This window comes from Actinocorallia sp. API 0066 (genome assembly GCF_020991275.1).
Lineage (GTDB): Bacteria > Actinomycetota > Actinomycetes > Streptosporangiales > Streptosporangiaceae > Actinocorallia.
Map to the genome: position 1 here is coordinate 531,520 of NZ_JAJLQY010000001.1, position 23,819 is coordinate 555,338.

General features: G+C 72.2%; 20 protein-coding genes. 7 read left to right on the top strand and 13 right to left on the bottom strand.

Annotation, left to right across the window (positions count from 1 at the left end):
- Nucleotides 1-92: 92 nt before the first annotated feature.
- The 3 genes from LO762_RS02455 to LO762_RS02465 all read right to left on the bottom strand — a co-directional run bounded on the left by LO762_RS02455 (nucleotide 93) and on the right by LO762_RS02465 (nucleotide 3,285).
- Nucleotides 93-1,634 (bottom strand): DEAD/DEAH box helicase, encoded by a 1,542-nt coding sequence (locus LO762_RS02455; RefSeq protein ID WP_230612015.1) that lies wholly within the window; start codon nucleotides 1,632-1,634, stop codon nucleotides 93-95.
- 285 nt (nucleotides 1,635-1,919) lie between these two features.
- Nucleotides 1,920-2,465, bottom strand: coding sequence for a TetR/AcrR family transcriptional regulator (locus LO762_RS02460; protein WP_230612016.1), 546 nt, complete (start codon nucleotides 2,463-2,465; stop codon nucleotides 1,920-1,922).
- The gene (locus tag LO762_RS02465; protein ID WP_230612017.1) at nucleotides 2,458-3,285 is read right to left on the bottom strand and encodes an alpha/beta fold hydrolase; all 828 of its coding nucleotides are present in this window, start codon (nucleotides 3,283-3,285) and stop codon (nucleotides 2,458-2,460) included. Before LO762_RS02465 ends, LO762_RS02460 begins: the two co-directional genes overlap by 8 nt.
- 179 nt (nucleotides 3,286-3,464) lie before the next feature.
- Between LO762_RS02465 and LO762_RS02470 the strand changes: the two genes are divergently transcribed.
- A complete protein-coding gene (locus LO762_RS02470; RefSeq protein ID WP_230612018.1) occupies nucleotides 3,465-5,141 on the top strand; it encodes a serine/threonine-protein kinase in 1,677 nt (558 codons plus the stop codon).
- Between the two features lie 39 nt (nucleotides 5,142-5,180).
- On the opposite strand, the gene LO762_RS02475 is transcribed toward LO762_RS02470, so the two are convergent.
- The 5 genes from LO762_RS02475 to ligD (LO762_RS02495) all read right to left on the bottom strand — a co-directional run bounded on the left by LO762_RS02475 (nucleotide 5,181) and on the right by ligD (LO762_RS02495) (nucleotide 9,287).
- Nucleotides 5,181-5,810 carry a TetR/AcrR family transcriptional regulator gene (locus tag LO762_RS02475; RefSeq protein ID WP_230612019.1) on the bottom strand — a complete coding sequence of 210 codons (630 nt, stop codon included), beginning with the start codon at nucleotides 5,808-5,810 and terminating at the stop codon, nucleotides 5,181-5,183.
- 183 nt (nucleotides 5,811-5,993) lie between these two features.
- Entirely contained in the window at nucleotides 5,994-6,161 is a 168-nt protein-coding gene (locus tag LO762_RS02480; protein WP_230612020.1) for a hypothetical protein, read from the bottom strand.
- Nucleotides 6,162-6,185: 24 nt separating this feature from the next.
- Complete coding sequence (locus LO762_RS02485) at nucleotides 6,186-7,421, bottom strand: FAD-dependent oxidoreductase (RefSeq protein WP_230612021.1); 1,236 nt, start codon at nucleotides 7,419-7,421, stop codon at nucleotides 6,186-6,188.
- A 62-nt stretch (nucleotides 7,422-7,483) separates the two neighbouring features.
- Nucleotides 7,484-8,338, bottom strand: coding sequence for a non-homologous end-joining DNA ligase (gene ligD, locus LO762_RS02490; RefSeq protein WP_230612022.1), 855 nt, complete (start codon nucleotides 8,336-8,338; stop codon nucleotides 7,484-7,486).
- The gene (ligD, locus tag LO762_RS02495) at nucleotides 8,331-9,287 is read right to left on the bottom strand and encodes a non-homologous end-joining DNA ligase (protein WP_230612023.1); all 957 of its coding nucleotides are present in this window, start codon (nucleotides 9,285-9,287) and stop codon (nucleotides 8,331-8,333) included. The genes ligD (LO762_RS02490) and ligD (LO762_RS02495) overlap by 8 nt, the downstream gene beginning before the upstream one ends.
- Before the next feature lie 58 nt (nucleotides 9,288-9,345).
- Here ligD (LO762_RS02495) and LO762_RS02500 point away from each other — a divergent pair, with 58 nt between their 5' ends.
- A complete protein-coding gene (locus LO762_RS02500) occupies nucleotides 9,346-10,218 on the top strand; it encodes a Ku protein (protein ID WP_230612024.1) in 873 nt (290 codons plus the stop codon).
- A 5-nt stretch (nucleotides 10,219-10,223) separates the two neighbouring features.
- Here LO762_RS02500 and LO762_RS02505 read toward each other — a convergent pair whose 3' ends face one another.
- Nucleotides 10,224-10,952, bottom strand: a complete 729-nt coding sequence (locus LO762_RS02505; protein ID WP_230612025.1) for a TetR/AcrR family transcriptional regulator — start codon at nucleotides 10,950-10,952, stop codon at nucleotides 10,224-10,226.
- A 129-nt stretch (nucleotides 10,953-11,081) separates the two neighbouring features.
- On the opposite strand from LO762_RS02505, the gene LO762_RS02510 reads away from it, so the two are divergent.
- Nucleotides 11,082-13,217, top strand: a complete 2,136-nt coding sequence (locus LO762_RS02510) for an MMPL family transporter (protein ID WP_230612026.1) — start codon at nucleotides 11,082-11,084, stop codon at nucleotides 13,215-13,217.
- A gap of 203 nt (nucleotides 13,218-13,420) precedes the next feature.
- On the opposite strand, the gene LO762_RS02515 is transcribed toward LO762_RS02510, so the two are convergent.
- On the bottom strand, nucleotides 13,421-14,392 hold the full coding sequence (locus LO762_RS02515) for a serine hydrolase (RefSeq protein ID WP_230612027.1): 972 nt from the start codon (nucleotides 14,390-14,392) through the stop codon (nucleotides 13,421-13,423).
- Between the two features lie 37 nt (nucleotides 14,393-14,429).
- Complete coding sequence (locus tag LO762_RS02520) at nucleotides 14,430-14,783, bottom strand: MGMT family protein (protein ID WP_230612028.1); 354 nt, start codon at nucleotides 14,781-14,783, stop codon at nucleotides 14,430-14,432.
- A gap of 264 nt (nucleotides 14,784-15,047) precedes the next feature.
- On the opposite strand from LO762_RS02520, the gene LO762_RS02525 reads away from it, so the two are divergent.
- Nucleotides 15,048-15,506, top strand: coding sequence for a hypothetical protein (locus tag LO762_RS02525; RefSeq protein ID WP_230612029.1), 459 nt, complete (start codon nucleotides 15,048-15,050; stop codon nucleotides 15,504-15,506).
- Entirely contained in the window at nucleotides 15,503-15,826 is a 324-nt protein-coding gene (locus tag LO762_RS02530; protein ID WP_308103184.1) for a transcriptional regulator, read from the top strand. The genes LO762_RS02525 and LO762_RS02530 overlap by 4 nt, the downstream gene beginning before the upstream one ends.
- A gap of 147 nt (nucleotides 15,827-15,973) precedes the next feature.
- On the opposite strand, the gene moeZ is transcribed toward LO762_RS02530, so the two are convergent.
- Together moeZ and LO762_RS02540 are read right to left on the bottom strand one after the other, a co-directional pair.
- Nucleotides 15,974-17,155 carry an adenylyltransferase/sulfurtransferase MoeZ gene (gene moeZ, locus LO762_RS02535; protein ID WP_230612030.1) on the bottom strand — a complete coding sequence of 394 codons (1,182 nt, stop codon included), beginning with the start codon at nucleotides 17,153-17,155 and terminating at the stop codon, nucleotides 15,974-15,976.
- 88 nt (nucleotides 17,156-17,243) lie between these two features.
- Complete coding sequence (locus tag LO762_RS02540) at nucleotides 17,244-18,158, bottom strand: ROK family protein (RefSeq protein ID WP_230612031.1); 915 nt, start codon at nucleotides 18,156-18,158, stop codon at nucleotides 17,244-17,246.
- Nucleotides 18,159-18,767: 609 nt separating this feature from the next.
- Between LO762_RS02540 and LO762_RS02545 the strand changes: the two genes are divergently transcribed.
- Both LO762_RS02545 and LO762_RS02550 read left to right on the top strand, forming a co-directional pair.
- Complete coding sequence (locus LO762_RS02545) at nucleotides 18,768-20,408, top strand: serine/threonine-protein kinase (protein ID WP_230612032.1); 1,641 nt, start codon at nucleotides 18,768-18,770, stop codon at nucleotides 20,406-20,408.
- A 91-nt stretch (nucleotides 20,409-20,499) separates the two neighbouring features.
- The gene (locus tag LO762_RS02550) at nucleotides 20,500-23,655 is read left to right on the top strand and encodes an ATP-dependent helicase (RefSeq protein WP_374201522.1); all 3,156 of its coding nucleotides are present in this window, start codon (nucleotides 20,500-20,502) and stop codon (nucleotides 23,653-23,655) included.
- Nucleotides 23,656-23,819: the final 164 nt, after the last annotated feature.

Here is a 23,819-nt window from a genome sequence, read left to right on the forward strand (position 1 = left end):
GGCTGCCCCGCGCGGGACGGGCGTGCGGCGCCCGTCCGGGCGGAAGCCCCGCCGCCGCCCGGAGCGGGCGGCCTGCGGGAGCCGGGGAAGGGTCAGGAGTTCTCCGACACCTGGCCCTCGGCGGCGGTGCGGCGCGTGCGGGTCCTGCGGCGGCGGGGCCGCTTGGCCTCGCCGGACTCGGCGTGCGCCTCGGCGGCGACCTCGGCCTTGGCCTCGGGCGGCGCCGTGGGAGCCTCGCCGGACGCGGACCGCTCCACGCCCACACCCCTGCGGGTGCGCGTCCTGGTGCGGGTGCGCTCCCGGCGCGGGCGGGCGGGCCGTTCGGCGCGCTCGGCGTTGCCCCGCGGGGTGCGGTTGCGGCCGGTCTCGCCGATGTCCTCGAGGGCCTCGGCGTTCAGGCCCTCGCGCTCGCGCTGCTCCTTGGGCAGGGTCCCCTTGACGGTCCTGGGGATGTCCAGCGCCTCGTACAGGTGGTCGGACGTGGAGTACGTCTCCGCGGGGTCGGCGAACTCCAGGCCGAGCGCCTTGTTGATCAGCTTCCAGCGCTGCAGGTCGTTCCAGTCCACGAGGGTGACGGCGATGCCCTCGCGCCCCGCCCGGCCGGTGCGGCCGATCCGGTGCACGTAGGCCTTCTCGTCCTCGGGGCACTCGTAGTTGACCACGTGTGTCACGTCGTCGACGTCGAGGCCGCGGGCCGCGACGTCGGTGGCGATCAGCACGTCGATCTTGCCGTGCCGGAACGCGCGCAGGGCGCGTTCGCGCTGGCCCTGCCCGAGGTCGCCGTGGACGGCCGCGACGGCGAAGCCGCGCTCGGTCATGTCAGTGGCGACCCTGTCGCAGGTGCGCTTGGTCTGGCAGAACACCATGGTCAGGCCACGGCCGTCGGCCTGGAGGATGCGCGAGAGCATCTCCGGCTTGTCCATCTGGTGGGCCTGCCACACGTGCTGGATGACCTTGGGCTGTGCCTCGGACTCGGCGTGCGCCTCGGCCCGCACGTTGGTCGGCCGGGACATGTAGCGCCGCGACAGGCTGAGGATCTCGCCCGGCATCGTCGCGGAGAACAGCATGGTCTGGCGCCGCTCGGGCACCTTGGCGATGATCCGCTCGATGTCGGGCAGGAAGCCCAGGTCGAGCATGCGGTCCGCCTCGTCCAGCACCAGGACCGAGACCTGTGAGAGGTCGAGGTGGCGCTGCTTGACGAGGTCGAGCATCCGGCCCGGGGTGCCCACGACGACGTCGACGCCGTCCCGGAGCGCCTCGATCTGGGGCTCGTAAGCGCGTCCGCCGTAGACGGACAGGACCCGGCTGCCGAGCTTGCCGCCCGCCAGCGTCAGGTCGTCGTGCACCTGGATCGCCAGCTCGCGGGTCGGGACCACGACGAGGCCCTGCGGGGCCTTGCCGCCGTGGGTGATCCGCTGGAGCAGCGGGATGCCGAAGGCGAGGGTCTTGCCGGTGCCCGTACGGGCCTGGCCGATGATGTCCTGTCCGCCGAGCCCGATGGGCAGCGCCAGGGACTGGATGGGGAAGGGCGTGGTGATGCCCTCGGTCGCGAGGGCGTCGGCTATCTCGGGGATGACCCCGAGTTCGGTGAAGGTAGTCAGGGCTTTCAGCCTCCGTAGTAGGACGGCGGTCAATCACCCCGGAAGCACCGTCGATGCGCGGCGCTGCAAAGGCCATGGTTTCCGGCCGCGCGCACGCGCGGGAGGGACCAGCCGTCAGTCTTCGTTTTGTGCGACCGCGTACGCGGGGTGGCGCCGGATTCGCCGGAGCAGGCGTCCGAGGAGGACGTCGGCCATCGGCGGCGACGGGGCGCGCGGTCACACTCCGCAACACAGTGTACCTCTTGCCCCGTGCTCCCCGCCATAGCAGAAAATCACCCCGCCGCGACGGAGATTCCGCTCTCAACTGGTCACTTAACGCTAAGGCAGGCCGTTGATGATCATCTCGGCCAGGAGGGCAAAGCTCTCATCGCTCTTTTCGGGAAGGCCGAAACCGCCCGAGGTCTCCAGGACCCCGAACCCGTGGACGGCGGCGCGCAGGCACCGCGTCGCGTGCACCGCGTCCGAGCCCTCCAGGCCGCGCGACCGGAGGGCGGCGTAGAAGACGCCCACCAGGCGCTCCGCGGCTTCGGCGAGGCCGGGTCCCGGCTGCTGGGCCATGGCGGCGTACCGGTGCGGGTGCTCGCGGATGTAGTCCCGGTAGGCGTGCAGGAGGGCGCGCACGCCGTCGTCGCCGGAGCGGCCCAGGAGGGCCGCCTCGCCGCGCGCCGCCAGCTCGCCCATCACGCGGACGGAGATCAGGACCTTCAGTTCGGCGAGGTTGCGCACGTGCTTGTAGAGGGACGGGGTGGCCACCCCCGCACGTCCGGCGACGGCGGCGAGGGTGAGCGCCTCAGGGCCCTGCTCGTCCAGGAGGCCGAGGGCGACGTCGACGACGGCCTCGGCCGACAGGCCCGCCCTAGGCATCGGCGCGGCGCTTCAGGAGGCGCAGGATCGCGGCGGTGGTCTCCTGCGGGTGCTGGGCGTGCGGGTAGTGCCCCGAGCCCTCGATCACGACGGCCTCGCCCTGCGGGAGGAGGGCGGCGAGGTCGGCGGCCTCGGCGCGCGGGTCGGGGAAGTCGGGGTCCAGGGCGCCCATGACGACGAGCGCGGGGACGGGCACCTTCGACAGGGCCGCGCCGGACTCGGCGGGCGAGGACAGCATCATCTGCGCGAAGGCGTGCATCCGTCCCTTCTCGCCCATCTTCGCGGTGAGCGCCGCGATCTCGGCGGCGTGGTCGGCCTGGCGGGCGCCGGGGTAGGCGTGGTCGAGGTAGCGGCGCCAGATCCGGGTGCTGCGCAGGAGCGTCGCGCCGAAGATCAGCGCGATGCCCTTGGTGAAGCGCCAGCCGATGTCGCGCAGCCTGATCACCGGTGCCCGGGTGCCGGGCCCGATCTGGACGATCGCCGCGACCTCCGCCGGCGCGGCGACGGCCGCCAGGGCCGCCGAGCCCGCCGCGAAGGAGTGCCCGACGAGCACGGCGGGGCCGCCGCCCAGGTGGCGGACCAGGGCGAGGAGGTCGGCCGCGGTGTCGGCGCGGGTGTGGGAGGCGAAGCCGGTGTCGGACTCGCCGTGGCCGCGCAGGTCCGCCGCGGCGACGCGGTGTCCGGCCGCCACCAGCGGGGGGATCATGTGCCGGAACGCCTGCCGCCGGTCTCCGATGCCGTGGCAGAGCACCACAAGGGGGCCCTCGCCGGTGACCTCGTAGGAGATCCGTCCGCCTTCGACGCTGAGGTACTCGGTCATGTCCGCCTCCCTGGCTAAGTCCATTAGCTATAAAGCTAACCGCATTAGCTAGGAGGGTCAACCCCCGACCTACGCACACAGCTCCAGGAGGGTCAACCGCCCATCTCGGCACACAGGTATCGGATTTTCTGGACAATGGACCCCGGCAAGATCCCTACACCCCCCATCCGAGGACGACCATGAGCTGGCAGGTGCCCGGTTACGACGAGATCCGCGAGCTGGGCAGCGGGGCCCACGGGCGCGTCGTGCTCGCGGTGGACAAGATGACGGGGGCGACACGGGCGGTCAAGTACGTCACCCGCAGGCCCGACCTGCTGAAGGCCGAGGCCGAGACCCTCGCGGCCGTCGACGACCCGCACGTCGCGAGGGTCCACCAGGTCCTCGACGGCCCAGGTGACGCCGCCGCCGTCGTCATGGACGCGGTCGAAGGCCACAGCCTCAGGGAGGTGCTCGACGAGCACGGGGCGCTGGAGCCCGCGGCGGCGCTCCTCGTCCTGAAGGGCTCCCTGCTCGGCCTGGGCGCGGCGCACGCGGCGGGGATCGTGCACCGCGACTACAAGCCCGCCAACGTCGTGGTGCAGCCGGACGGCGTCAGCAAACTCGTCGATTTCGGCATCGCCGTCCCGGACGGGGAGACGGGCCGCGCAGGCACGCCGTCCTACATGGCGCCGGAGCAGTGGACCGGAGGCCCGGCCTCACCCGCCACCGACGTGTACGCCGCCACCTGCGTGTTCTTCGAGTGCGTGACGGGCCTGAAACCCTTCGAGGCCGACTCCCTCGCGGACCTCCAGCAGCAGCACCAGAGCACCGCGCCTCCCGTCGAGCGGATGCCGCAGTACCTACGCGAGCTGACCTTGCGCGGCCTCGCGAAGTTCCCCGCCCAGCGCCCGGCCGACGCCCCCGCCTTCATCAGGCAGTTGGAGAAGGTCGCCCGCAAGGCGTACGGACGGCACTGGGAGCGGCGCGGCGTAGCCGCGCTCACGGCCGCGACGGCGGGCCTGGGCGGCGGCCTCCTGCTCGGCGCGGGCGGCGCGACGACGGGCACCGGCACCGCGACGACGTTCGCCAGCCAGATCGGCAGCCGCGGCCTGCTCGGCAAGATCGGCGTCATGCCCGCGGTGATCGTGACGACGGCCGCCGTCATCGCCGCGATCACGGGCGTCGCCGTCTACTCCGCCTCCGGGGACGAACCAAGGCCGCAGGCCGTCTACACCCCGCCCCCGGCGCCCGCGCCCGTCCGGGTCCGGCTCGTCCAGGAGGACACCACGACCGAGCGGGTCACCATCGCCACCGTGACGGGGATCGCCGACCCGATCGTGGCCCAGCGGGTCAACGCGACGCTCAGGGACCCGGTGGACGCGCACCTGGCCGAGGCGCGGCGGCAGCGGACGGGCGAGGACGTCCTGAAGCTCGACGCCAGGGTCGGCCTCCAGTCCAAGGACCTTCTTTCGGTCGCCTACGAGTACTCGATCGACCCGGCCGACCCGGTGAACGGCAACTGGGTGAAGAACTTCTGGACCCGGTTCTCGGTCACCGTCGACCTGCGCAGCGGCGCCCTCCTGGACGCCGCCGACATGTTCCCCGCGTCGTCGCTGCCCGCGCTCGCCGAGCGGCTCACCCGGGCCGCCGACGACCAGGCCGCCTCCTGCCTCGTTGAGGCGCCGCTGCGGCTGGAGCCGGATTCGGTGACGCGGGTGCTGCGACCGGTGCTGCTGAAGACCGGGCTGCGCGCCGACCTGTACCTCGGCACGGAGGAACACTCCCAGGCGTGCCGGATCATCTCCGTCAGGGTGTCCTACAAGGCCGTCGAAAGCCTCATGACGCCCTGGGTGCTGCGCTCGGCCCGGTTCCGCTGAGGTCCGCCCGCGCGGGCCTCAGCGGGACGCTCGGCGGGCTCAGGCGGGCTCGCCGCTGCGCGGGAAGCCGGAGATGCCGCGCCACGCCAGCCGGGCGATGACGTTCTCGGCGGTCTCCTTGGGGATCGACTTGTTCTGCGAGAGCCAGTACCTGGCGCTCACCTCGGCCATGCCGACCAGGCCGATGCCCAGCAGGTACGCCTCGTCGACCGACGCCTTGGTGTCCTCCTGGATGACCTTCGCGATCATCTCGGCGCACTTGTGGTTGGCGCGCTCTACACGCGCGCGCACCTGGGCGACGTTGCGCAGGTCGGACTCGAAGACGAGGCGGTACGCCTCGCCGTCGCCCGCGACGAAGTCGTAGAACGCCTGCATGCTCGCCTGGACGCGCATCTTGTTGTCGGTGGTGGAGGCCAGCGCGTCGCGCACCGTCGTGACCAGGGCCTCGGCGTGCTCGTCGAGCAGCGCCAGGTAGAGCTCGAGCTTGCCGGGGAAGTGCTGGTAGAGCACCGGCTTGCTCACTCCGGCACGCTCCGCGATCTCGTCCATCGCCGCTGCGTGGTAGCCCTGCGCCACGAAGACCTCTTGCGCGGCGCCGAGCAGCTGCCGCCTGCGGGCCATCCGCGGCAGCCGGGTGCCCCGGGGTCGGGCGTCCGGAGTTGCGGTCACGACCATGCTCCTCTTGGTACTGGAACAAACTTGAGCGGCCTTGGTGTGCCGCTGCCCAATCCCATCATCCTACGCGCCGGTAACCTTGTGGGTCACCTATCTGCAATGCTCGCGATGGCCTCCTGTGTCCCACCGGCACCCCGTCAAGGCGTGCGTCAGGACGACGGGAGAGGGCGGCGCGGCTCATCCGGCGGGATATTCGTCCTCGTCGATCTCCACTTCGATGCGCTGTTCCTGCGCGTCGGCGGGGTCGGCCTCCAGGGGGACGGGGCCCTCCTGCTCCTGCTCTTCCTCCTGCAGCTCCGCCGCCTCGTCCTCAGGCGTCGCGTCGAAGATCCGAGGGTCCGGCATCTGTGCCTCCCGTGCGTCGCGTGGTCATCGGGCGAGCTCCCGGAGCGAGGGCTCTATGGCTTCACCGTACGTCGGAACCGCGCGGACCACGTCGGCGAGGGCGGCCACCGGCAGCTCCGCCCTGATCGCCAGGGCGATCTCGGCCATCCAGTCGGGGGCGCCCGGCCCGACGGCGGCGGCGCCCGCGAGCACCCCGCGCCTGGCGTCGGCGTACAGCTCGACCCGGCCGACGACGCCGGGCGACAGCGCGGCCCGCACCGTCGCCGACAGGTCGCGGCCCGCGGTCGTCAGCGCCTCCGACGGCGCCGCGCCGGCCGCCCACACCGGCGGGCTCGTCTGGACGGTCCTGGGCAGCGCCCGGTAGTCGGCGGTGCGGTCCAGGCCGAGCAGGTTGTCCAGGACGACCCGGGACTGCTCCAGGGAGGCGTGGCGGTGCCCGGTGACGCTCCCGGCCGCCCAGACGCCGTCCAGGACCCGGCAGCGCACGTCGGCCTCCAGGGTGGTCACCCCGAGGTGTTCGAGGCCGAGGCCGGACGTCCGGGGGCGGCGCCCGGCCGCGAGGAGGAGGCGGTCGGCGATGAGATCGGTGCCGTCCGACAGGAGGAGCCGCACCCCGAGGTCGGTCAGGTCGGCCTGCGCCGGGCGGACGTCGGTGAGCACCCGCACCCCGGTGCGTCGGAGGATCTCGGCCAGGAGTTCGCCGGTGAAGGGCGCCTCGCGCGGCAGGAGGCGGGGCTCGTCCGTGACGAGCGTGACGTGGCTGCCGTAGGTGGCGTAGATCTGAGCCAGCTCACACCCTTCCGGGTCGTCCCCGAGGACCACGAGACGGCGCGGGACGCCCGCCTGGGCGAGCGCCTCGCCCGTCGTCCACGTGGGGACGTCGAGGAGGCCGGGCACGACGGGGAGCAGCGGTTCGCTCCCGGTGGCCACCACGAGGTCGCGGCAGCCGTGCGCGGCGGCGTCCTCGGGGCCGAAGACCCGGACCACGCCGGGGCCCGCGACCTGGCCGATGCCGTCCAGGACGGTCACCCCGGCGGGCATCCGGGGCGGGTGCCCGGCGAGGTCCCGCAGCGCCACCGCGCGCGACCACGGGTCGCCCCGCTCGGCCGCCTGCTGGAGCGCGGCGCCGCGCTCCCGGATGCGGTCGCCGCCGACCGCCCGGCACTCCACGAGCCCGACCGCCCGGCCCGCCTCGGCGAGTCCCGCCGCGATGCGGGAGCCCGAGGTGCCGCCGCCGAGCACGATCACGTCGAAGTCCATGCGGGTAATGGTGGCGGAGCGTGACAGGCCGTGTGCGGGTTTTCCGTAACAGTGGGTGTGTTCTAGGGGTCGAGGAGCGGGGCGAGGAGATCGCCCATGTCATCCACCCTGCGCAGGACGTCTTCGGCGGTGTAGCGGACGTGCTCTCCCGTCTCGACCTCCGCCCAGGTGAGGGGGGCGGAGACGTAAGGCTCGGGCGCGGCCCGCAGGGAGTAGGGCGCGACGGTCGTCTTCGACATGCTGTTCTGCGACCAGTCGACGAAGACCTTCGCCTTGCGCAGGCTCCGGTCCATCCTGCTGACGACGAGCCCGGGGTGCGCCTCGGCGAGGCGTTCCGCGGCCCGTTTGGCGTAGGCGCTGGTGTCCTCGACGGCGCCCTCCTTGACGGGGACGTAGAGGTGGAGGCCCTTCTTGCCGCTGTTCTTGGGGTAGGCGTCCAGGCCGTCCTCTGCGATGACGTCGCGCAGCAGGAGGGCGACCTCGCAGGCTTCGGTGAAGGTGGCGGGCTCTCCCGGGTCCAGGTCGAAGACGACGAGATCGGGCCCGTGGCCTATCCGCCACTGGGGGACGTGCAGTTCCAGGGCGGCAAGGTTGGCGCACCACACGAGCGTCGCAAGGTCGTCGATCACTACGAAGTCGACGCTTTCGGCGCGTCCGCCGGGCGTGAGGACGTTCTCCGTGCGCACCCACTCCGGGGTGCCCCTGGGCGCGTTCTTCTCGAAGAAGCGAAGGCCGTCCACCCCCTCGGGGAAGCGGAGGCGGGTCGCGCACCTGTCGCGCAGGTGCGGGAGGAGGACGGGCGAGATCCTCGTGTAGTAGTCGATCACCTCGCCCTTGGTGAAGTGCGGGTAGAGCGGCTTGTCGAGGTTGGACAGGCTCAGTTGCCTACCCTCGATCGTGACGGGGACCCTACTCAAGGACGACCTCCTCGGGGTTCTTGTCCGAGCGCAGACCTCGCCACGAAGGGTGCCGCAGCCTGCCGTCCCCGGTCCACTCGCCGAAGGCGACCTCGCCGACGATCAGCGGCTCCACCCAGTGCGCCTCCAGGGTGACGGCCCGGGGGATCTCCCCCTGACAGGGCGTCTTGGAGCGCTCCAGGGGTTTCAGGAGAAGGGCGAGGTCGTCGAGGAAGGCGTCGGTGAAGCCGGTGCCCACGTGGCCCACGTAGCGCAGCTCCCCGTCGATGTGGACGCCGCAGAGCAGCGACCCCACGGCGCCGTGCCTGCGGCCCTGGCCCGGCCGCCACCCGACGATGACGACCTCCTGGGTCCGCACGTTCTTGACCTTGCGCCACGCGGTGCTCCGGCGGCCCGGCGTGTACCGGGAGTCCAGCCGCTTGGCGACGAGGCCCTCCAGGTTCTCCTCGGCCGTGTAGGCGAGCAGCTCGGCCACCTGGTCGCGGTCCTCGGCCGGCAGGTGCGGGGGCACCTCGACGGGCCCGGCGGCCAGCTCCAGCCCCTCCAGGGCCTTCCTGCGCTCGACGTACGGCAGGTCGAGGAGCGACGTCTCGTCGAGCCGGAGGAGGTCGAACACGACGTATCTGATGGGCACCGCGCGCAGCAGCGCCTGCGTGGGGGCGCGCACGTGCATGCGGCGCTGGAGCTTGGCGAAGGACGGCTTGCCGTCGTCGAAGGCGACGATCTCGCCGTCGAGGATCGCCTCGTGCCCGAGCAGGAGGTCGGCGAGCACGCCGAGCTCGGGGTAGGTCGCGGTGATGGGGGTGCCGCGCCGTCCGTACACCAGGACCCTGCCGGGGGTGACGTGCGCCAACGCGCGGACGCCGTCCCACTTGAGTTCCAGGGCCCAGTGGTCGAGGTCGTCCGGCAGTTCTCCGGGGGTGGCGAGCATGGGCTCCAGGACGTCCACGGGATGTTCGTACCCAAACGTCCGAATCGAACGCCTTGCTCTGGGTAGGTGCCCGGTTATGCGGAGTATCTGGAAGGGTGCTATCTCGTTCGGGCTGGTCACCATCCCGGTGAAGCTCTACGCGGCCACCGAGCAGCGCGACGTGAGCTTCCACCAGGTGCACCGCGAGGACGGCGGCCGGATCAAGTACAAGAGGGTCTGCCAGATCGACGGCGAAGAGGTCGCCTACGCGGACATCGCCAAAGGCTTCGACCTGCCTTCGGGGGAGATGGTGGTCCTCACCGATGAGGACTTCGCGGAGCTTCCGCTGACGACGTCGCGCCGCATCGACGTCCTCCAGTTCACGCCCCTGGACCAGGTGGATCCGATCTACTTCAACAAGAGCTACTACCTGGAGCCCGACGGCCTCGGGGCCAAGCCTTACGTCCTGCTGAGGGACGCGTTGGAGGAGTCGGGCCAGGTCGCCGTCGTGAAGGTGGCGCTGCGCTCACGGGAGGCGCTGGCCACCCTGCGCGTCCGGGACGGCGTGTTCGTCCTGGAGACGATGCTCTGGCCGGACGAGGTGCGCGCCGCCGACTTCCCGTTCCAGCACGAGGACGTCGAGGTACGTCCGCAGGAGCTGAAGATGGCCTCCTCGCTGATCGACTCGATGCAGGCGGACTTCGACCCTTCGGAGTACAAGGACGCCTACCGGGAGGCGTTGCAGGCGATGATCGAGGCCAAGGCGGAAGGGCGCGAGGTCGTCCAGCCGGAGGAGCCCGCCGAGCAGGCCGCGGCGACCGATCTGCTGGCCGCCCTACGGGCCAGTGTCGAGGCCGCCAAGAAGAGCCGTACCAAGACGGCCGCGGGCGCCGCCACCACGACGGCCAAGAAGACGACGACGGCCAAGAAGCCCGCCACGCGCAAGCCGCCCCGTCGCAAGAGCGCCTGACGTCACTACCCGTCAGGCGGGTCCGCGAAGGGGTCGGGGCACAGGCCGAGCCGCGCGGCGATCTCCACCACGCCGAGCTCGAAGAACGGCTCGATGTCGGTGAGCGCGAAGTCGAGGTGCCCGAAGACCTCAAGGCTGACCGCGCCGTGCAGGCGCACCCAGCACTGCAGGAAGACGAGGAGGCAGCCCAACGGGAGGTCTGCCTGGATGCGCTCCCGGTAGTCGGCGAGCTGGTCGCGCACCTCGGCCGGGATCTGGTCGTCGGCGGGCACGGGGAAGGGGTGCTTCTCCCACAGGTCGCGGAAGAGGTTGAGGAACGTCATGCCGAAGCGGCGTCCGCACTCGGCCGCGAAGTCCACCTGCTCGGCCTGCCCTACGCCGGGCACGGGCGTGGCGAACAGCAGCGCGTACTCCTTGGCGTGCGCGTGGGCCCAGCCGCGGAAGGCACGGCACGCCGCGTCGAACTTGGCGTACATGTTGTGGTCGGGCACCTCGGCGAGCGCGTCGACGAGCCCGTCGGTGAGGTCGTTGAAGAGCGCGCCCACGACGTGCCTGAGGAGGTCGCCGTGGCTGGGGAAGTAGCGGTAGAGCGCGGGGGCCGTCATGCCCATCTCGCGGGCGATGGCGCGCAGCGAGACGGCGTCGGGGCCGTCCTTGACGAGCAGGCGCCGCGCGGTCTCGGTGATCTCCATGATCGTGGCGGCCCTGACCCGCTCCCGCCTGCCGAGATTCATCCGTTCTGCTCCCTGTGACCTGTATCGCACTTGACCGTACCGCAGTGGGGATGCGATGTTAACACCGTATACGCAGTAAACGCTGTTAGCGAAAGTGACTATTAGTCACACTATGAGGGGATCCGCTGGATGTTCGAGACCTGGGGGCGGCTCGTCTACCGACGACGCAAGCCCATCCTCTGGCTCTCCTTGGCCGCCGTGGTGTTCTTCGGCGTCTGGGGGACCGGGGTGTTCGGCGCGCTGACCACGGCGGGCGGGTTCGACACCCCCGGCAGCGAGAGTTACAAGGCGGCCGAGATCCTCGACGAGGAGTTCGGCCGCGGCGAGCCCGACGTGATCGTGCTCTACCGGGGCGCAGCCGACGACGTCGCCACCGAAGCCGCCGTGACGCTCTCCCTCGACGCCCTGCCCAAGGACAAGGTGGCTGACGTGGCCACCTATTGGAGCACCGGATCGCCGCAGTTCCGCAGCGAAGACGGGAAGTCCACCTACGCCGTCCTGACGCTCACCGGGGAGACACCACAGGAGCGGACCGACCAGTTCCTGGCGATAGAGCCCGCCCTGCGCGACGCCGGGGCCGTGGACGTCAAACTCGGCGGACAGGTCGTCGTGGAGGACTCCATCAACACGCAGGTGTCCGAGGACATCGCGGTGGCCGACGCCATCTCCCTGCCCGTGTTGCTCATCCTCCTCCTCGTCATCTTCGGCGGACTCGTGGCGGCGTCCCTGCCCCTCGTCATCGGTGGCATCGCCATCCTGGGGTCCTTCACCGCCCTGCACGTGCTCACGTACGTCACCGAGGTATCGGTCTTCTCCGTCTCCATCACCACGTTCCTCGGCCTCGGCCTCGCCATCGACTACGGCCTCTTTATGGTCTGGCGCTTCCGCGAGGAACTCACCCGCGCCGACGGCGACGCGGAGACCGCGACCGTCAGGACCATGAACACCGCGGGCCGCACCGTCCTCGTCTCCGGCGTCACCGTCGCGGTGTCCCTCGCCGGACTCCTGGTGTTCGAGCAGAACTTCCTGCGCTCGATGGGCATGGGCGGCATCGCCACCGTCCTCGTCGCGATGGCCGCCGCCGTGGTCGTGCTGCCCGCCCTCATGGCCGTCCTCGGCCCGCGCGTGCACAACCGGCGTACCCGCAAGCGCGGCCCGGCCACAGGCGAGCCCGGCCGCCGCTGGCTCGCCGTCGGCAACGCCGTCATGAGGCGGCCGATCGTGGTCACCGTCTCGATCGTCGCGGTGCTGCTCGTCCTCGGCGCGCCGTTCCTGCGGATCACCTGGGGCGGCGTGGACACCCGCGTGCTGCCCGAGGGCACCGAGGCGCGCGTCGTCACCGAGGCGCTCCAGTCGGACTTCGCCGCCCCGAACGCCGTCAACCCCGTCGAGGTGGTCGTGCGCGGCGCGGGAGGCGAGGCACAGGCTTACCTCGCCCGGCTCAAGGACGTGCCCGGCGTGACCGGAGGCGAGATCGCGCGGACGTCCGGGGACATCACCCACATCCAGCTCACCTACGCCGGAGAGGCTTACGGCGACGAGGCGCGCGCCATCGTCGACCGTGTACGCGACGTGCCCTCACCGGGGACGACCTACGTCGGCGGCGCGGCAGCCATCCTCGAGGACCAGCTGGCGAGCCTCGGAGACCGGCTGCCCCTCCTCGTCGGCATCGTCGGCGTCGCGACGTTCATCCTCTTGTTCCTCGCCTTCGGTTCGGTCGTCCTGCCGCTCAAGGCGATCCTCATGAACCTGTTGTCGCTGACCGCGACGTTCGGCGCGATCGTGCTGATCTTCCAGGACGGCAACCTGTCGGGCTTCCTCGACTTCACCGTCACCGGGGACGTCGCGCCCGCGATGCCGATTCTTATGCTCGCGCTGCTGTTCGGCATCTCGATGGACTACGAGGTGTTCCTCCTGTCGCGCATCCGCGAGCAGTACGACATCACCGGGGACAACACGCTCGCCGTCGCGACCGGCCTCCAGCGCACCGGCTCGATCATCACCAGCGCGGCGCTGCTGTTCCTCATCGTGGTGGGCGCGTTCGCCACGTCCGGCATCACGTTCATGAAGCTGACCGGTGTCGGCATGGTCATCGCGATCATCGTGGACGCGACCATCATCAGGGCGCTGCTCGTCCCGGCCACCATGCGCCTGCTGGGCGAGGCCAACTGGTGGGTCCCCAAGCCCCTCGCCGGGATCTACCGCAAGTACGGCATCCGCGAGGAGGACGAACCCAAGGCCGAACGCGAACCCGCCCCCGTCTGACCCTCCAAGGCAGCGCCCCCCGGGAGCCACCTCGCCTTACAGCCCGAGCACAGCCCGGGGGCGGGCGCTCCCGACGAAGTCGGGAGTTGCCAAGCGCCCGCCTCCGGGCCAATCGAGCACAGCCCGGGGGCGCTCCCCGACGAAGTCGGGCCCGTAAGAGCGCCCTCGGGCTTATCGAACACAGTCCGGACGTGTCGACCGCCCTACGGCGCGTCCGGGCCCGTGGTCGTTGTCGGGCCCTGTGGGGGGACGGCGACGAGGGGGCCTGCGGCGTCCGAGGCGGCGGTCGTCGCGCGGAAGGCGTCGGCGACCCTCGCGACCAGGTGCTGGGCCGTCGTGATGCCGTAGCCGTGCGACGGGTTGTGCCTGGTCATCACCGCGACGAGCAGGTCGTGCCCGTGGCCCTCGATCCTGCCGACGCTGTTGACGGCCCAGCGTTCGCCGTCGCGGGCGTGCGTCATCCAGCCGTTCTTCACGTACAGCGCGTCGCCGTCCAGGGCGCCCGCCTCCAGGCCCCAGCGCTGGTCCTCCTGCACTGCTCCCATCTGCGCGAGGAGGAACGCCCGGTTCCGCTCGTTCAGGGGTCCGGTGAACAGGCGCTGGAGAAGCCGTACCCGGTCGGCGGGCGTTGTTGTGGTGAGGCTCCAGCACAGGAGGTCGAGGCACGACGCGTCGATCGCGGTGGTGCTCCGCAGGCCGAACGAGCGGCGGTTCGCCGTGTTGACCCCGGTCGCGCTGCCCGCCCGGACGAAGCTCCGGTCGGCGGCCTCGTTGTCGGAGTCGCGGATCATGATCTTCACGTCGTCCCGCTCGGCCGCCGAAAGGCCCTGGCCCGCCTTCTGGCGGCGCAGCAGGAGCGTCATGGCGATGTCCAGCTTGGCGACGCTCGCGGTGACGAACTCCTCGTTCGCCCGGAACGCGTAGCGGGCGCCCGTCACCCGGTCCACCGCCATGATCCCGGCGGCGCTCACCCGGCCGGCGAGGTACTTGCTGAGCGCGCGGTCGAGCGCCGCCTTGTCGAGCCTCGCGGGCGGCGGTGCCGTCGCGGTGGGGGCGGGGGCGGGCGCCGCGACGTCCGGCGGCACCGGTTTGGAACGGTCCGGGCGGTCGGCGGCGCAGACCGCGAGGAGCGCGACGGAGAGGACGGCGGCGGCCGCGCGCCGGAGTGTGCTCATGTTCGCGTCCTCACCGGGATCCTGCCGACGGCGGCCGCTACGCCTCGCCGGGGAGTGGTCCGTGCCAGCGCGCGCGCCGCAGGTCAACCCTGTCGTCGCCGCGCAGCGGAGTGCCCTCGCGAGCGTACGCGGCGCGGGCGCGTGCCTCGTGTCCCGGCAGCATCCTGCCGTCCGCGCGGATCACCCGCCACCACGGCGCGGCGCCGCCCTCGGTGGCCATCACCCTGCCGACCTGGCGCGGCCCGCCGACGCCCAGGTACTCGGCGATGTCGCCGTAGGTCATGACCCGGCCGGGCGGGATGCGCTCGACCACGGAGAGGACAAGATCGGCGTAGTCGGAGTGCCCGGCATGGCCGCCGTTTCCGTCGTCTCCAGCGTCGTGCTCGCGCATGTCCGCATCCTGCCACGCGGCACCGCGTCCGCGCCGCCCGTGCCGTCCGCCCGGCCCCGGCTCCGGCTCCGGCTCCGGTTTCGGCTCCGCACTGTCCCGCGCGGCAAGCCGTTTCCGTGTGGCAAGCTGATGCCGTGCGGAAAGTACTTGACGACTTGGAAAGTGAGATGTAGTTTCCGCAGTGGAAAGTGAATGTGGCTCCGGCCGGAGCCCCGGCGGGTGGGTTCCCGCCGGGCCCGGCGTCCCCCTGTGGAGGTGCGTGTGATGAGCGAGTTGTCGCCGGACGAGGCGTTGGCGCAGATCGGGCGGACGCAGCAGCGCGCCTACGCGCGGCAGCAGTTGCCGCTGTGGTACCCGGCGGGCTTCGCCGCGCTGATGACGGTCACCCAGATCGGCCTCGACGCCGAGATCGGCGTGTTGTTCTTCCTGGCGGGACTCGGCGGCATCGCCGGGATGGGCGCGATGATGGCGGCGCTCGGCGCCTGGGCGCGGGTGCGCTGGGCGAAGCAGACCTGGACGCGGTCCGCCCTGGCCGCCTACGCCGGGTGGGCGCTCGTCGCCGTCGTGCTGGCGTTCGGCACCCACAACCTCGTGTTCGACGGGTTCGAGGCGCCCTGGCGCAAGCTCGCCGCGGGCGGCGTCGTCGTGGTGTACTTCCTACTCACCACCCGTCCGGCCGAGGCGCTGATCCTGCGGCTGAGCAGGGGGAAGGTGGTCGCGTGAGCACGCTCGACCCGGTGATCCACGCGCCGGTCCGGCTTCAGGTCATGTCGCTGCTGGCCGCCGCCACCGAGGCGGAGTTCTCCTTCGTCCGCGACTCGGTCGAGGTGAGCGACTCGGTGCTGTCCAAGCACTCGGCCGCGCTGGAGAGCGCGGGCTACGTGCACATCCGCAAGGGCCACGTCGGCAAGCGCTCCCGCACCTGGCTGTCCCTCACCCCCGAGGGCCGCGCCGCCTTCCGCGCCTACGTGGAAACGCTCCAGCGCATCGTCGGCCACCCCCTCACCGAGGCCGCGGGCCCCGGCGACGCCGCCGTCCCTTGAAGAGCACGGGTCGGCTGGCCGTGGCGGGCGGGGCGGGTGGGGTTTGGTCTGCGGGTGGGGGTTCGGGGAAGGCGAAGGCCCCGCGGAAGGGGTTCCGCGGGGCCCGGGTGGCCGGTGGGGCCGGGTGGTGTTACGGCGCCAGTGGCGTCAGTAGGACGGGAGGCTCGGGTCGATCTGGCGGACCCAGGCCAGTACGCCGCCGCCCACGTGCACGGCGTCGGCGAACCCGGCGTTCTTCACCACGGCGAGGGCCTCGGCCGAGCGCACGCCCGACTTGCAGTGCAGCACGATCCGGCGGTCCTGCGGCAGCAGCTCCAGGGCGTTGCCGTTGAGGAACTCGCCCTTGGGGATCAGCGTGGCGCCCGGGATGCTGACGATCTCGTACTCGTTGGGCTCGCGCACGTCCACCAGGAAGATCTTCTCGTCGGCGTCCTGCCACGCCTTGAGCTCGTGGACGGTGATGGTGGAGTCCTGGGCGGCGTCGGCGGCCTCCACCGAGACGGCGCCGCAGAACGCCTCGTAGTCCGGCAGCAGCTCGGTGATGGTCGGGTTCTCGCCGCACAGCGCGCACTCGGGGTCCCTGCGGACCTTGACCGAGCGGTACGTCATCTCCAGTGCGTCGTAGATCATCAGTCGGCCGACCAGCGGCTCGCCGATGCCCGCGAGCAGCTTGATGGCCTCGTTCACCTGGATCGAGCCGATCGAGGCGCACAGCACGCCGAGCACGCCGCCCTCGGCGCACGAGGGCACCATGCCGGGCGGCGGGGGCTCGGGGTAGAGGCAGCGGTAGCAGGGGCCGTGCTCGGCCCAGAACACGCTGGCCTGGCCGTCGAACCGGTAGATGGAGCCCCAGACGTACGGCTTGCCCAGCAGCACCGCCGCGTCGTTCACCATGTACCGGGTCGCGAAGTTGTCGGTCCCGTCGACGATGAGGTCGTACCGGCCGAAGATGTCGAGGATGTTGTCGCGGTCGAGCGCGGTGTTGTGCACCTGCAGCTCGATCAGCGGGTTGATCTCGCGCACCGTGGCGGCGGCGGACTCGGCCTTCGGCAGGCCGAGGGTGGCCTGGCGGTGGATGATCTGACGCTGGAGGTTGGACTCGTCCACCACGTCGAAGTCGATGATGCCGAGCGTGCCTACGCCCGCGGCGGCGAGGTACATCAGCGCGGGCGAGCCGAGGCCGCCGGCGCCGACCACGAGCACCTTGGCGTTCTTCAGGCGCTTCTGCCCGGTCATCCCCACATCGGGGATGATGAGGTGCCGCGAGTAGCGGTTCACCTCGTCACGGGTCAGGTCGGCCGCGGGCTCGACCAGCGGTGGCAGGGACACGTTTCACTCCAATGCCGGGATGGGGCGCGCTGTTCGTCCAGCCATAACTGTGTCATGGGGCGGGACATTCCCCAATCTACCGGGGAGGTCAGGCCGCGCCGCCGATCAGGGCGGCCCCCAGCAGGCCGGCCCTGTCGCCGAGCGAGGCGCGCACGATCTCCACGGGCCGGTGGTAGGTGGTGCGGGCCGTCACCAGGTCGCGCAGCGGGCTCAGCAGCGTCTCGCCGCTCTGCGCGAGGCCGCCCCCGATCACCACCCGGGCCGGGGCGCAGATCGTCATGTAGGCGAGGATCGCGGTGGCCAGGGCCTCCACCGCCTCGTGCCAGACGGCGCGGGCGGTCGGGTCGCCCGCCTCGACGAGCGCGGCCACCTCGTGCGCGGGCGCCTGGCGTCCGGCGCGCTCGGAGTAGCGGCGGCCCACGGCCGAGGCGGAGGCCACGGTCTCCAGGCAGCCGCGCGAGCCGCAGCCGCACGGGTAGCCGCCCGGCTCGACGAGCATGTGGCCGATCTCTCCGCCGTAGCCGCCGCCGCTGAACGGCCGCCCCTCAAGGATCATCGCGCCCGCGATGCCGGTGCCGAGGGCGAGGAAGAGCAGGTCCGTCTCGCCCTTGCCGGCGCCGAGCACCGATTCGGCGAGCCCGCCGGCGCGCACGTCGTGGCCGATCGCCACCGGCAGCCCGGCGTGCCGGGCCAGGTGGGCGCGTAGCGGGAAGTCGCGCCAGCCGATGTTGGCCGAGGAGCGCACCACCCCGTGGTCCTCGTCGATGATGCCGGGGATCACCACGCCCGCTCCCGAGGGGCGCAGCTCCCGCTCGTCGGCGAACGCGGCGAGCTCGCGGACGACGCCGACGAGCCGGTCGGTGACGGCGTCGGGCCCGTCGGCCCGCCCGGTGTCGTACAGCCGCTCGAAGATGACCTCCGCGCCCGTCCCGACGAGCCCGGCTTTCATCCGGGTGCCGCCCACGTCAAGCGCGACGACGCACGACCCCAGCGACTCCGGCATCAAGGACTCCCCCTCTCCTTTGGGGCAAACCCCCAGCGCATCATGCCCTGTCCCCGATGACCCCTGGTAATCGACCCGGTCAGCCAGCCCCACGGCCTTTAGCCAACCCCCCGAAAAGCCTACGCAAATCACCAAACCAGACATCCGACGGGCTGCCCCCGCAAGATGTCCGAGGGCGGTCAAGCGCACCCCCGGCCTTCGCTCCCGGTGTGGTGTGTCGCCGGGTGGGCCCGCCCGGGGCGCAGAAGGCGATCAGGGGATCTGCTCCGGGGCCGTTGCTTGCGGTGCGGTGTGCCATCGGGTGGGGTTCGCCGGGGTGGGAGGGCGGTCAGGGATCTGCTCCGGGGCTGTTGCTTGTGGTGCGGTGTGCCATCGGGTGGGGTTCGCCGGGGTGGGAGGGCGGTCAGGGATCTGTTCCGGGGCTGTTGCTTGCGGTGTGGGGTGCTAGGGGCGCGGGTTCGTTGGGTGGTGGGTTTGGGGGGAGGTTGGGGCGATCTTTGGGTGGGGTTGGGGCGTCGAAAGGGGGTGGGTCGGGTGAAGTGTCGGATTGGTGGCCTGTGGTGGCGCGAGGGTGCGATCATGCGTCGGAGCCTCGGGGAGGAGAGTGCGATGACGGACGGGGTGGTTCTCGGGGGCCGGTACCGGCTCGGGGAACAGATCGGCAAGGGCGGGATGGGCCAGGTCTTCAAGGCCGTGGACACCCGGCTGGAACGCGAGGTGGCGGTCAAGGTGCTGCCCCAGGCGCCCGACCAGGACTCCGTCGGCGTCGCCAGGTTCCTGCGCGAGGCGCGCCTGGCCGCCACCCTGCAGCACCCCGGCATCACCGTCGTGCACGACATCGACGTCGACGAGGGCGTGCTCTACCTCGTCATGGAGCTGCTCAACGGCAGGGACCTGCACAAGCTGCTGGAGTCCCGGCCCGGCGGGCTGCCGCTGGACCAGGGGGTCGACCTCGCCGTCCAGATCACCGAGGCGCTCGGCGCGGCGCACGCGCGCGGCGTTGTGCACCGCGACCTCAAGCCCGCCAACGTCATGATCGTCGAGGGCGGCCGGGCGAAGCTGTGCGACTTCGGCATCGCCAAGCACCTGTCGTCGGCGACCGGCCTGACCGGCAGCGGGGTGCTCGGCACGCCCGTCTACATGGCGCCCGAACAGTTCCTCGGCCGCGAGATCGACGCCCGCACCGACGTGTACCTGCTCGGCGGCATGTTCCACGAGCTGTTCTGCGGCAAGCCGCCGTTCCCCATCGACGAGGGCCTTGAGGAGCTCGTCCAGGGGCATCTGCGGCACCAGCCGAAGGGCCCCCGCCACCACAACCCGTCGGTGCCGCCCGAGATCGACAGGCTCGTCCTCGACATGCTCGCCAAGGAGCCCGCCGACCGGCCCGCCGACGCGGCCGAGATCGTCCGCAGGCTGAAGGCGCTCGGCCCCGTCCAGGCCGCCTCGCCCGCCCCGGCCCCCGCCCCCGCCGTCCCGGCCGCCGGGCACCGCGCCCCGTCGGCGCCGTCGCTGCCGCCGGTCTCGCCGCACACGCCGCCGCCGACCCCGGCCGCCGAGTACGACCAGCTGCACAGCCGCGCCGCGCGCTACTGCCACGAGGGCAGGTACGCCGACGCGATCACCGCGGCCGAGCAAGCGTCCAACGGGCGCGCGCGGCTGCTCGGCCCCGAGCACCCCGACACGCTGAGCAGCCGCAACATCCTCGCGTCCGCGCTGTACCTCGCCGGGCGCGGCATGGAGGCCGAGGCCGTCGCCAGGACCGTCGCGCAGTCCCGCGCCCGGATCTTCGGAGGTGAGCACCCGCGCACGCTGCGTAGCTGGCTGCTCGTCGCCAAGATCCTCTACACCGTCGGCAGGTCGGCCGAGGCGCTGCCGATCGCGCAGGGCGTCGCCCGCGACCGCAGCCGCACCTTCGGCCCGGAGAACGCCGAGACGCAGGAGGCGCGCAACACCGAGGGCTGGGCGCTGCACGCGCTCGGCAGGCACCCCGAGGCGCTCGGTGTGGCGTTCGACACGGCGACCGCGCGCGGCAGGCTGCTCGGCAACGAGCACCCCGACACGCTGGAGACCCGCCTCCTGCTCGGCCTCGCCAACCAGGCGGTCGGCCAGTTCCCGCGCGCCCACGCGATCGCCACCGCGCTCAAGACCGACTGCCACAAGGTCCTCGGGCCCGCCCACCCGCTGACCGCGCGCGCCGAGGCGCTGTGGACGTCGCTCAACACCCCCTCACCGACGCCCTACTACCGCTGACCCCATCCGACGCCGGGTGCGCGGGGTCTTTCCGGTATCTCTTGCGGCACGTTGGCCTGAGAAGCCTTGATCTTCTGCTTGAGTTTCCAGGGTGGTCTCCTCTCCCTACCGGCTCGTGCGTCGCGGTGGCACCGGCGCGGATCCGGCACGGGTCGCGGCGCCCGCCCTGGACCCGGCGCAGCATGCCGTCGTCGCGCATCCGGGCGGGCCGCTGCTGGTCCTCGCGGGCCCCGGCACGGGCAAGACCACAACGATCGTCGAGGCGGTCGTGGACCGGATTGAGCGGCGCGGCGCGGACGCCGAACGGCTGCTCGTCCTCACCTTCAGCCGCCGCGCCGCCGAGGACCTGCGGCGGCGCGTCACGAGCAGGCTGGGCGCGACGACCCGCTCGCCGCTGGCGCTGACGTTCCACTCCTACGCGTGGGCGCTGCTGCGCCGTCAGGCCGTCCTGGACGGCCTTGAGCCGCCCCGGCTGCTCACCGGCCCCGAACAGCTCCTGGAGGTGCGCAGGCTGCTGGAGGGTGAGGTCGAGGACGGGGCGCGCGGCTGGCCGGACAGGCTGCGGCCCGCCCTGGCCACCCGAGGGTTCGCCGAAGAGCTGCGCGACCTGCTCTCCCGGGCCAAGGAACGCGGCTTCGATCCCGAGCGCCTGTACGAGCTGGGCGCGGCCAACGGGCGGGACGACTGGATGGCGGCCGCGGGGTTCATGGACCGCTACGAGCAGCGGTTCGCGCTCGACCCTGTCCCGTCCTACGACTACGTCGAGGTGATGGGAGAGGCCGCGGCCCTGCTGACGCACGACGAGGACGTCAGGCAGAAGGAGCGCGCGGCCTACGACGCCGTCTTCGTTGACGAGTACCAGGACGCCGACCCCGCGCAGGAGGCGCTGCTGCACGGCCTCGCCGGGGACGGCAGGGACCTCGTCGCGGTCGGCGACCCCGACCAGTCGATCTACGGCTTCCGTGGCGCCGACGTGCGCGGCATCCTCGACTTCCCGGTGCGGTTCCCCCGGCTGGACGGGTCGCCCGCGCCCGTCGTCGCGCTCACCGCCTCCCGCCGGATGCCTCCGGCCCTGCTGGCGGCGTCCCGTAGGGTCGCCCGCCGCCTTCCAGGCCCCGCCGAGCACCGCGCGCTCACCCCCGTGGAGGACGGCGAGGCCGAAGGCGAGGTGCGCGTCGTCGTCGCCGACAGCGCGAGCCAGGAGGCGGCGCTGGTCGCTGACGAGCTGCGTAGGGCGCATCTGCTGGAGGGTGTGCCGTGGTCGCGGTGCGCGGTGCTGGTGCGCGGCGCCCACCAGATCGCCGCGCTGCGCCGGTCGCTCGTGCAGTCCGGGGTGCCGGTGGGTGTCGCGGCCGAGGACGTCCCGCTGGCCGGGGAGCCCGCGGTGCGGCCCCTGCTCCAGGTGCTGCGGGCGGCGCTGCGGCCCGGCCACCTCACCGAGCAGGTCGCCGAGGAGCTGCTCACCGGGCCGCTGGGCGGCGCGGACACGCTCGCCATGCGCAGGCTGCGGCGCGCGTTGCGCGAACTGGAGGAGCTCGCGGGCGGCACGCGCGGTACGGCCGAGCTGCTTGTCGCGGCGCTCAACGACCCGCGCGAGCTGATCTTCGTGCACGAAAAGGTCAGGGCGTCCGCCGAGCGGGTCGCCGCGCTCGTCAGGACGGCCCGCGAGACCGCCGGGACGGCCGAGGACGTGCTGTGGGCCGTCTGGCAGGAGTGCGGCCTGGCCGAGCGGTGGCTCGCCGACAGCCAGCGCGGCGGGGCGCGCGGCCTGGCCGCCGACCGCGACCTCGACGCCGTCGTCGCGCTGTTCGACCGGGCCGCCCGGTTCGTCGACCGGCTGCCCAAGGGCGGCCCGCTCGTGTTCATCGAGGACCTCGCCGCCCAGGAGATCTCCGGCGACACCCTCGCCGACCGCGCCCCGGACGGCGAGACCGTCAAGATCCTCACCGCGCACCGGGCCAAGGGCCTGGAGTGGGACGTCGTCGCCGTCACCGGGGTGCAGGAGGGGTTGTGGCCCGACCTGCGGCTGCGCGGGTCGCTGCTGGGCGTGGAGGAGCTGGTGGAGGGGTCGGACATCCTCGACCCCGTCTCCGGCGCGACCCTGGCCGCCAAGATGATGGCCGAAGAGCGGCGGCTGTTCTACGTCGCCGTGACGCGGGCCCGTAAGCGGCTCGTCGTGACGGCCGTCGGAGGCGAGGACACCGAGGAGAGGCCGTCCAGGTTCCTCAACGAACTCGTCCCCGGAGGCGTGGAACAGGTACGGCCGGAGGAGCGGACGCGGTGGCTCGCGCTGCCCGCCCTCGTCGCCGACCTGCGCGCCTCGGTGGCCGACGCCGCGCAGCCGATGCCGGTGCGCCGCGCCGCCGCCGGGCACCTCGCCCGGCTCGCCCGCGCCGGGGTGCGCGGCGCGGGCCCCGACGGCTGGTACGCGATCACGCCGCTGTCAGATCCGGGCCCCGCCTTCCCGTCGCACGAGCAGATCGCCGTGTCCCCGTCCCAGGTGGAGACGTTCACCACCTGCGGGCTGCGCTGGCTGCTCACCTCCGCCGTGGGCGCGCAGGAGGGCACGCCCGGCGAGTACAGCACCATGGGCAAGGTCATCCACGCCGTCGCGGAGCTGGCGGGCTCCGTCCCCGAGGTCAGCGAACGGCACCTCGCGCAGCGCCTCGACGAGATCTGGTCGGACCTGGACTTCCGCAGCGCCTGGTACGGGGAGAAGCAGCGCGCGCAGGCCGCCGAGATGGTCGACAAGTTCCTCGCCTGGCACCGGGACAACCCCAACGAGATCGTCGTGCTGGAGGAGTCCTTCAAGGTCGACCTCGGTCGTGTGGTGATCCGGGGCCGGATCGACCGCGCCGAGCGTGACGCGCACGGCCGCGGCGTCATCATCGACATCAAGACCGGCGGCCAGCCCGTGCCCGCCGACCAACTCGCCCGCAACCCCCAGCTCGGGGTGTACCAGTACGCGGTGATGCTCGGCGCGTTCGCGCGGCACGGGCTGCTGGAGCCGGGCGGCGCCAAGCTCGTCCAGGTCGGCAAGGCGGCGTTCGCGCGCAAGGCGCGCGAGCAGGCGCAGCCGCCGCCGTCCGACGACGGGGACCCGGCGTGGCCGAAAAAGCTGGTCGAGATCGTCGCCGAGGGCATGTCCTCGCCGGTGTTCCGGGCGACGCTCAACGACAAGTGCAGGACCTGCCCCGTCCAGTCGTGCTGCCCCGTGCACGAGAACGGCGGCGAGGTCGGCTCCTAGCGCGCTGGCAGGCCGCTCAGGGCACACGGGTTTTGTCGGTGGCGCGGTGTTGACTGCGTCCGTGCCCAGCTCAGGCGCCGCCTGTGGATAACTCTCGGCGCGGGTGGTGTGCGGGTGGTGAGTTGGCGGACAGATCACCGGAATGCGGACGGACTTCACCGCGT

Excerpts from the sequence above, each read along its gene's own strand:
- LO762_RS02460 (WP_230612016.1), bottom strand. The coding sequence starts at position 2,465 with ATGCCTAGGGCGGGCCTGTCGGCCGAGGCCGTCGTCGACGTCGCCCTC.
- LO762_RS02465 (WP_230612017.1), bottom strand. The coding sequence starts at position 3,285 with ATGACCGAGTACCTCAGCGTCGAAGGCGGACGGATCTCCTACGAGGTC.
- LO762_RS02470 (WP_230612018.1), top strand. The coding sequence starts at position 3,465 with ATGAGCTGGCAGGTGCCCGGTTACGACGAGATCCGCGAGCTGGGCAGC.
- LO762_RS02480 (WP_230612020.1), bottom strand. The coding sequence starts at position 6,161 with ATGCCGGACCCTCGGATCTTCGACGCGACGCCTGAGGACGAGGCGGCG.
- LO762_RS02485 (WP_230612021.1), bottom strand. The coding sequence starts at position 7,421 with ATGGACTTCGACGTGATCGTGCTCGGCGGCGGCACCTCGGGCTCCCGC.
- LO762_RS02500 (WP_230612024.1), top strand. The coding sequence starts at position 9,346 with ATGCGGAGTATCTGGAAGGGTGCTATCTCGTTCGGGCTGGTCACCATC.
- LO762_RS02505 (WP_230612025.1), bottom strand. The coding sequence starts at position 10,952 with ATGAATCTCGGCAGGCGGGAGCGGGTCAGGGCCGCCACGATCATGGAG.
- LO762_RS02510 (WP_230612026.1), top strand. The coding sequence starts at position 11,082 with ATGTTCGAGACCTGGGGGCGGCTCGTCTACCGACGACGCAAGCCCATC.
- LO762_RS02515 (WP_230612027.1), bottom strand. The coding sequence starts at position 14,392 with ATGAGCACACTCCGGCGCGCGGCCGCCGCCGTCCTCTCCGTCGCGCTC.
- LO762_RS02520 (WP_230612028.1), bottom strand. The coding sequence starts at position 14,783 with ATGCGCGAGCACGACGCTGGAGACGACGGAAACGGCGGCCATGCCGGG.
- LO762_RS02525 (WP_230612029.1), top strand. The coding sequence starts at position 15,048 with ATGAGCGAGTTGTCGCCGGACGAGGCGTTGGCGCAGATCGGGCGGACG.
- LO762_RS02540 (WP_230612031.1), bottom strand. The coding sequence starts at position 18,158 with ATGCCGGAGTCGCTGGGGTCGTGCGTCGTCGCGCTTGACGTGGGCGGC.
- LO762_RS02545 (WP_230612032.1), top strand. The coding sequence starts at position 18,768 with ATGACGGACGGGGTGGTTCTCGGGGGCCGGTACCGGCTCGGGGAACAG.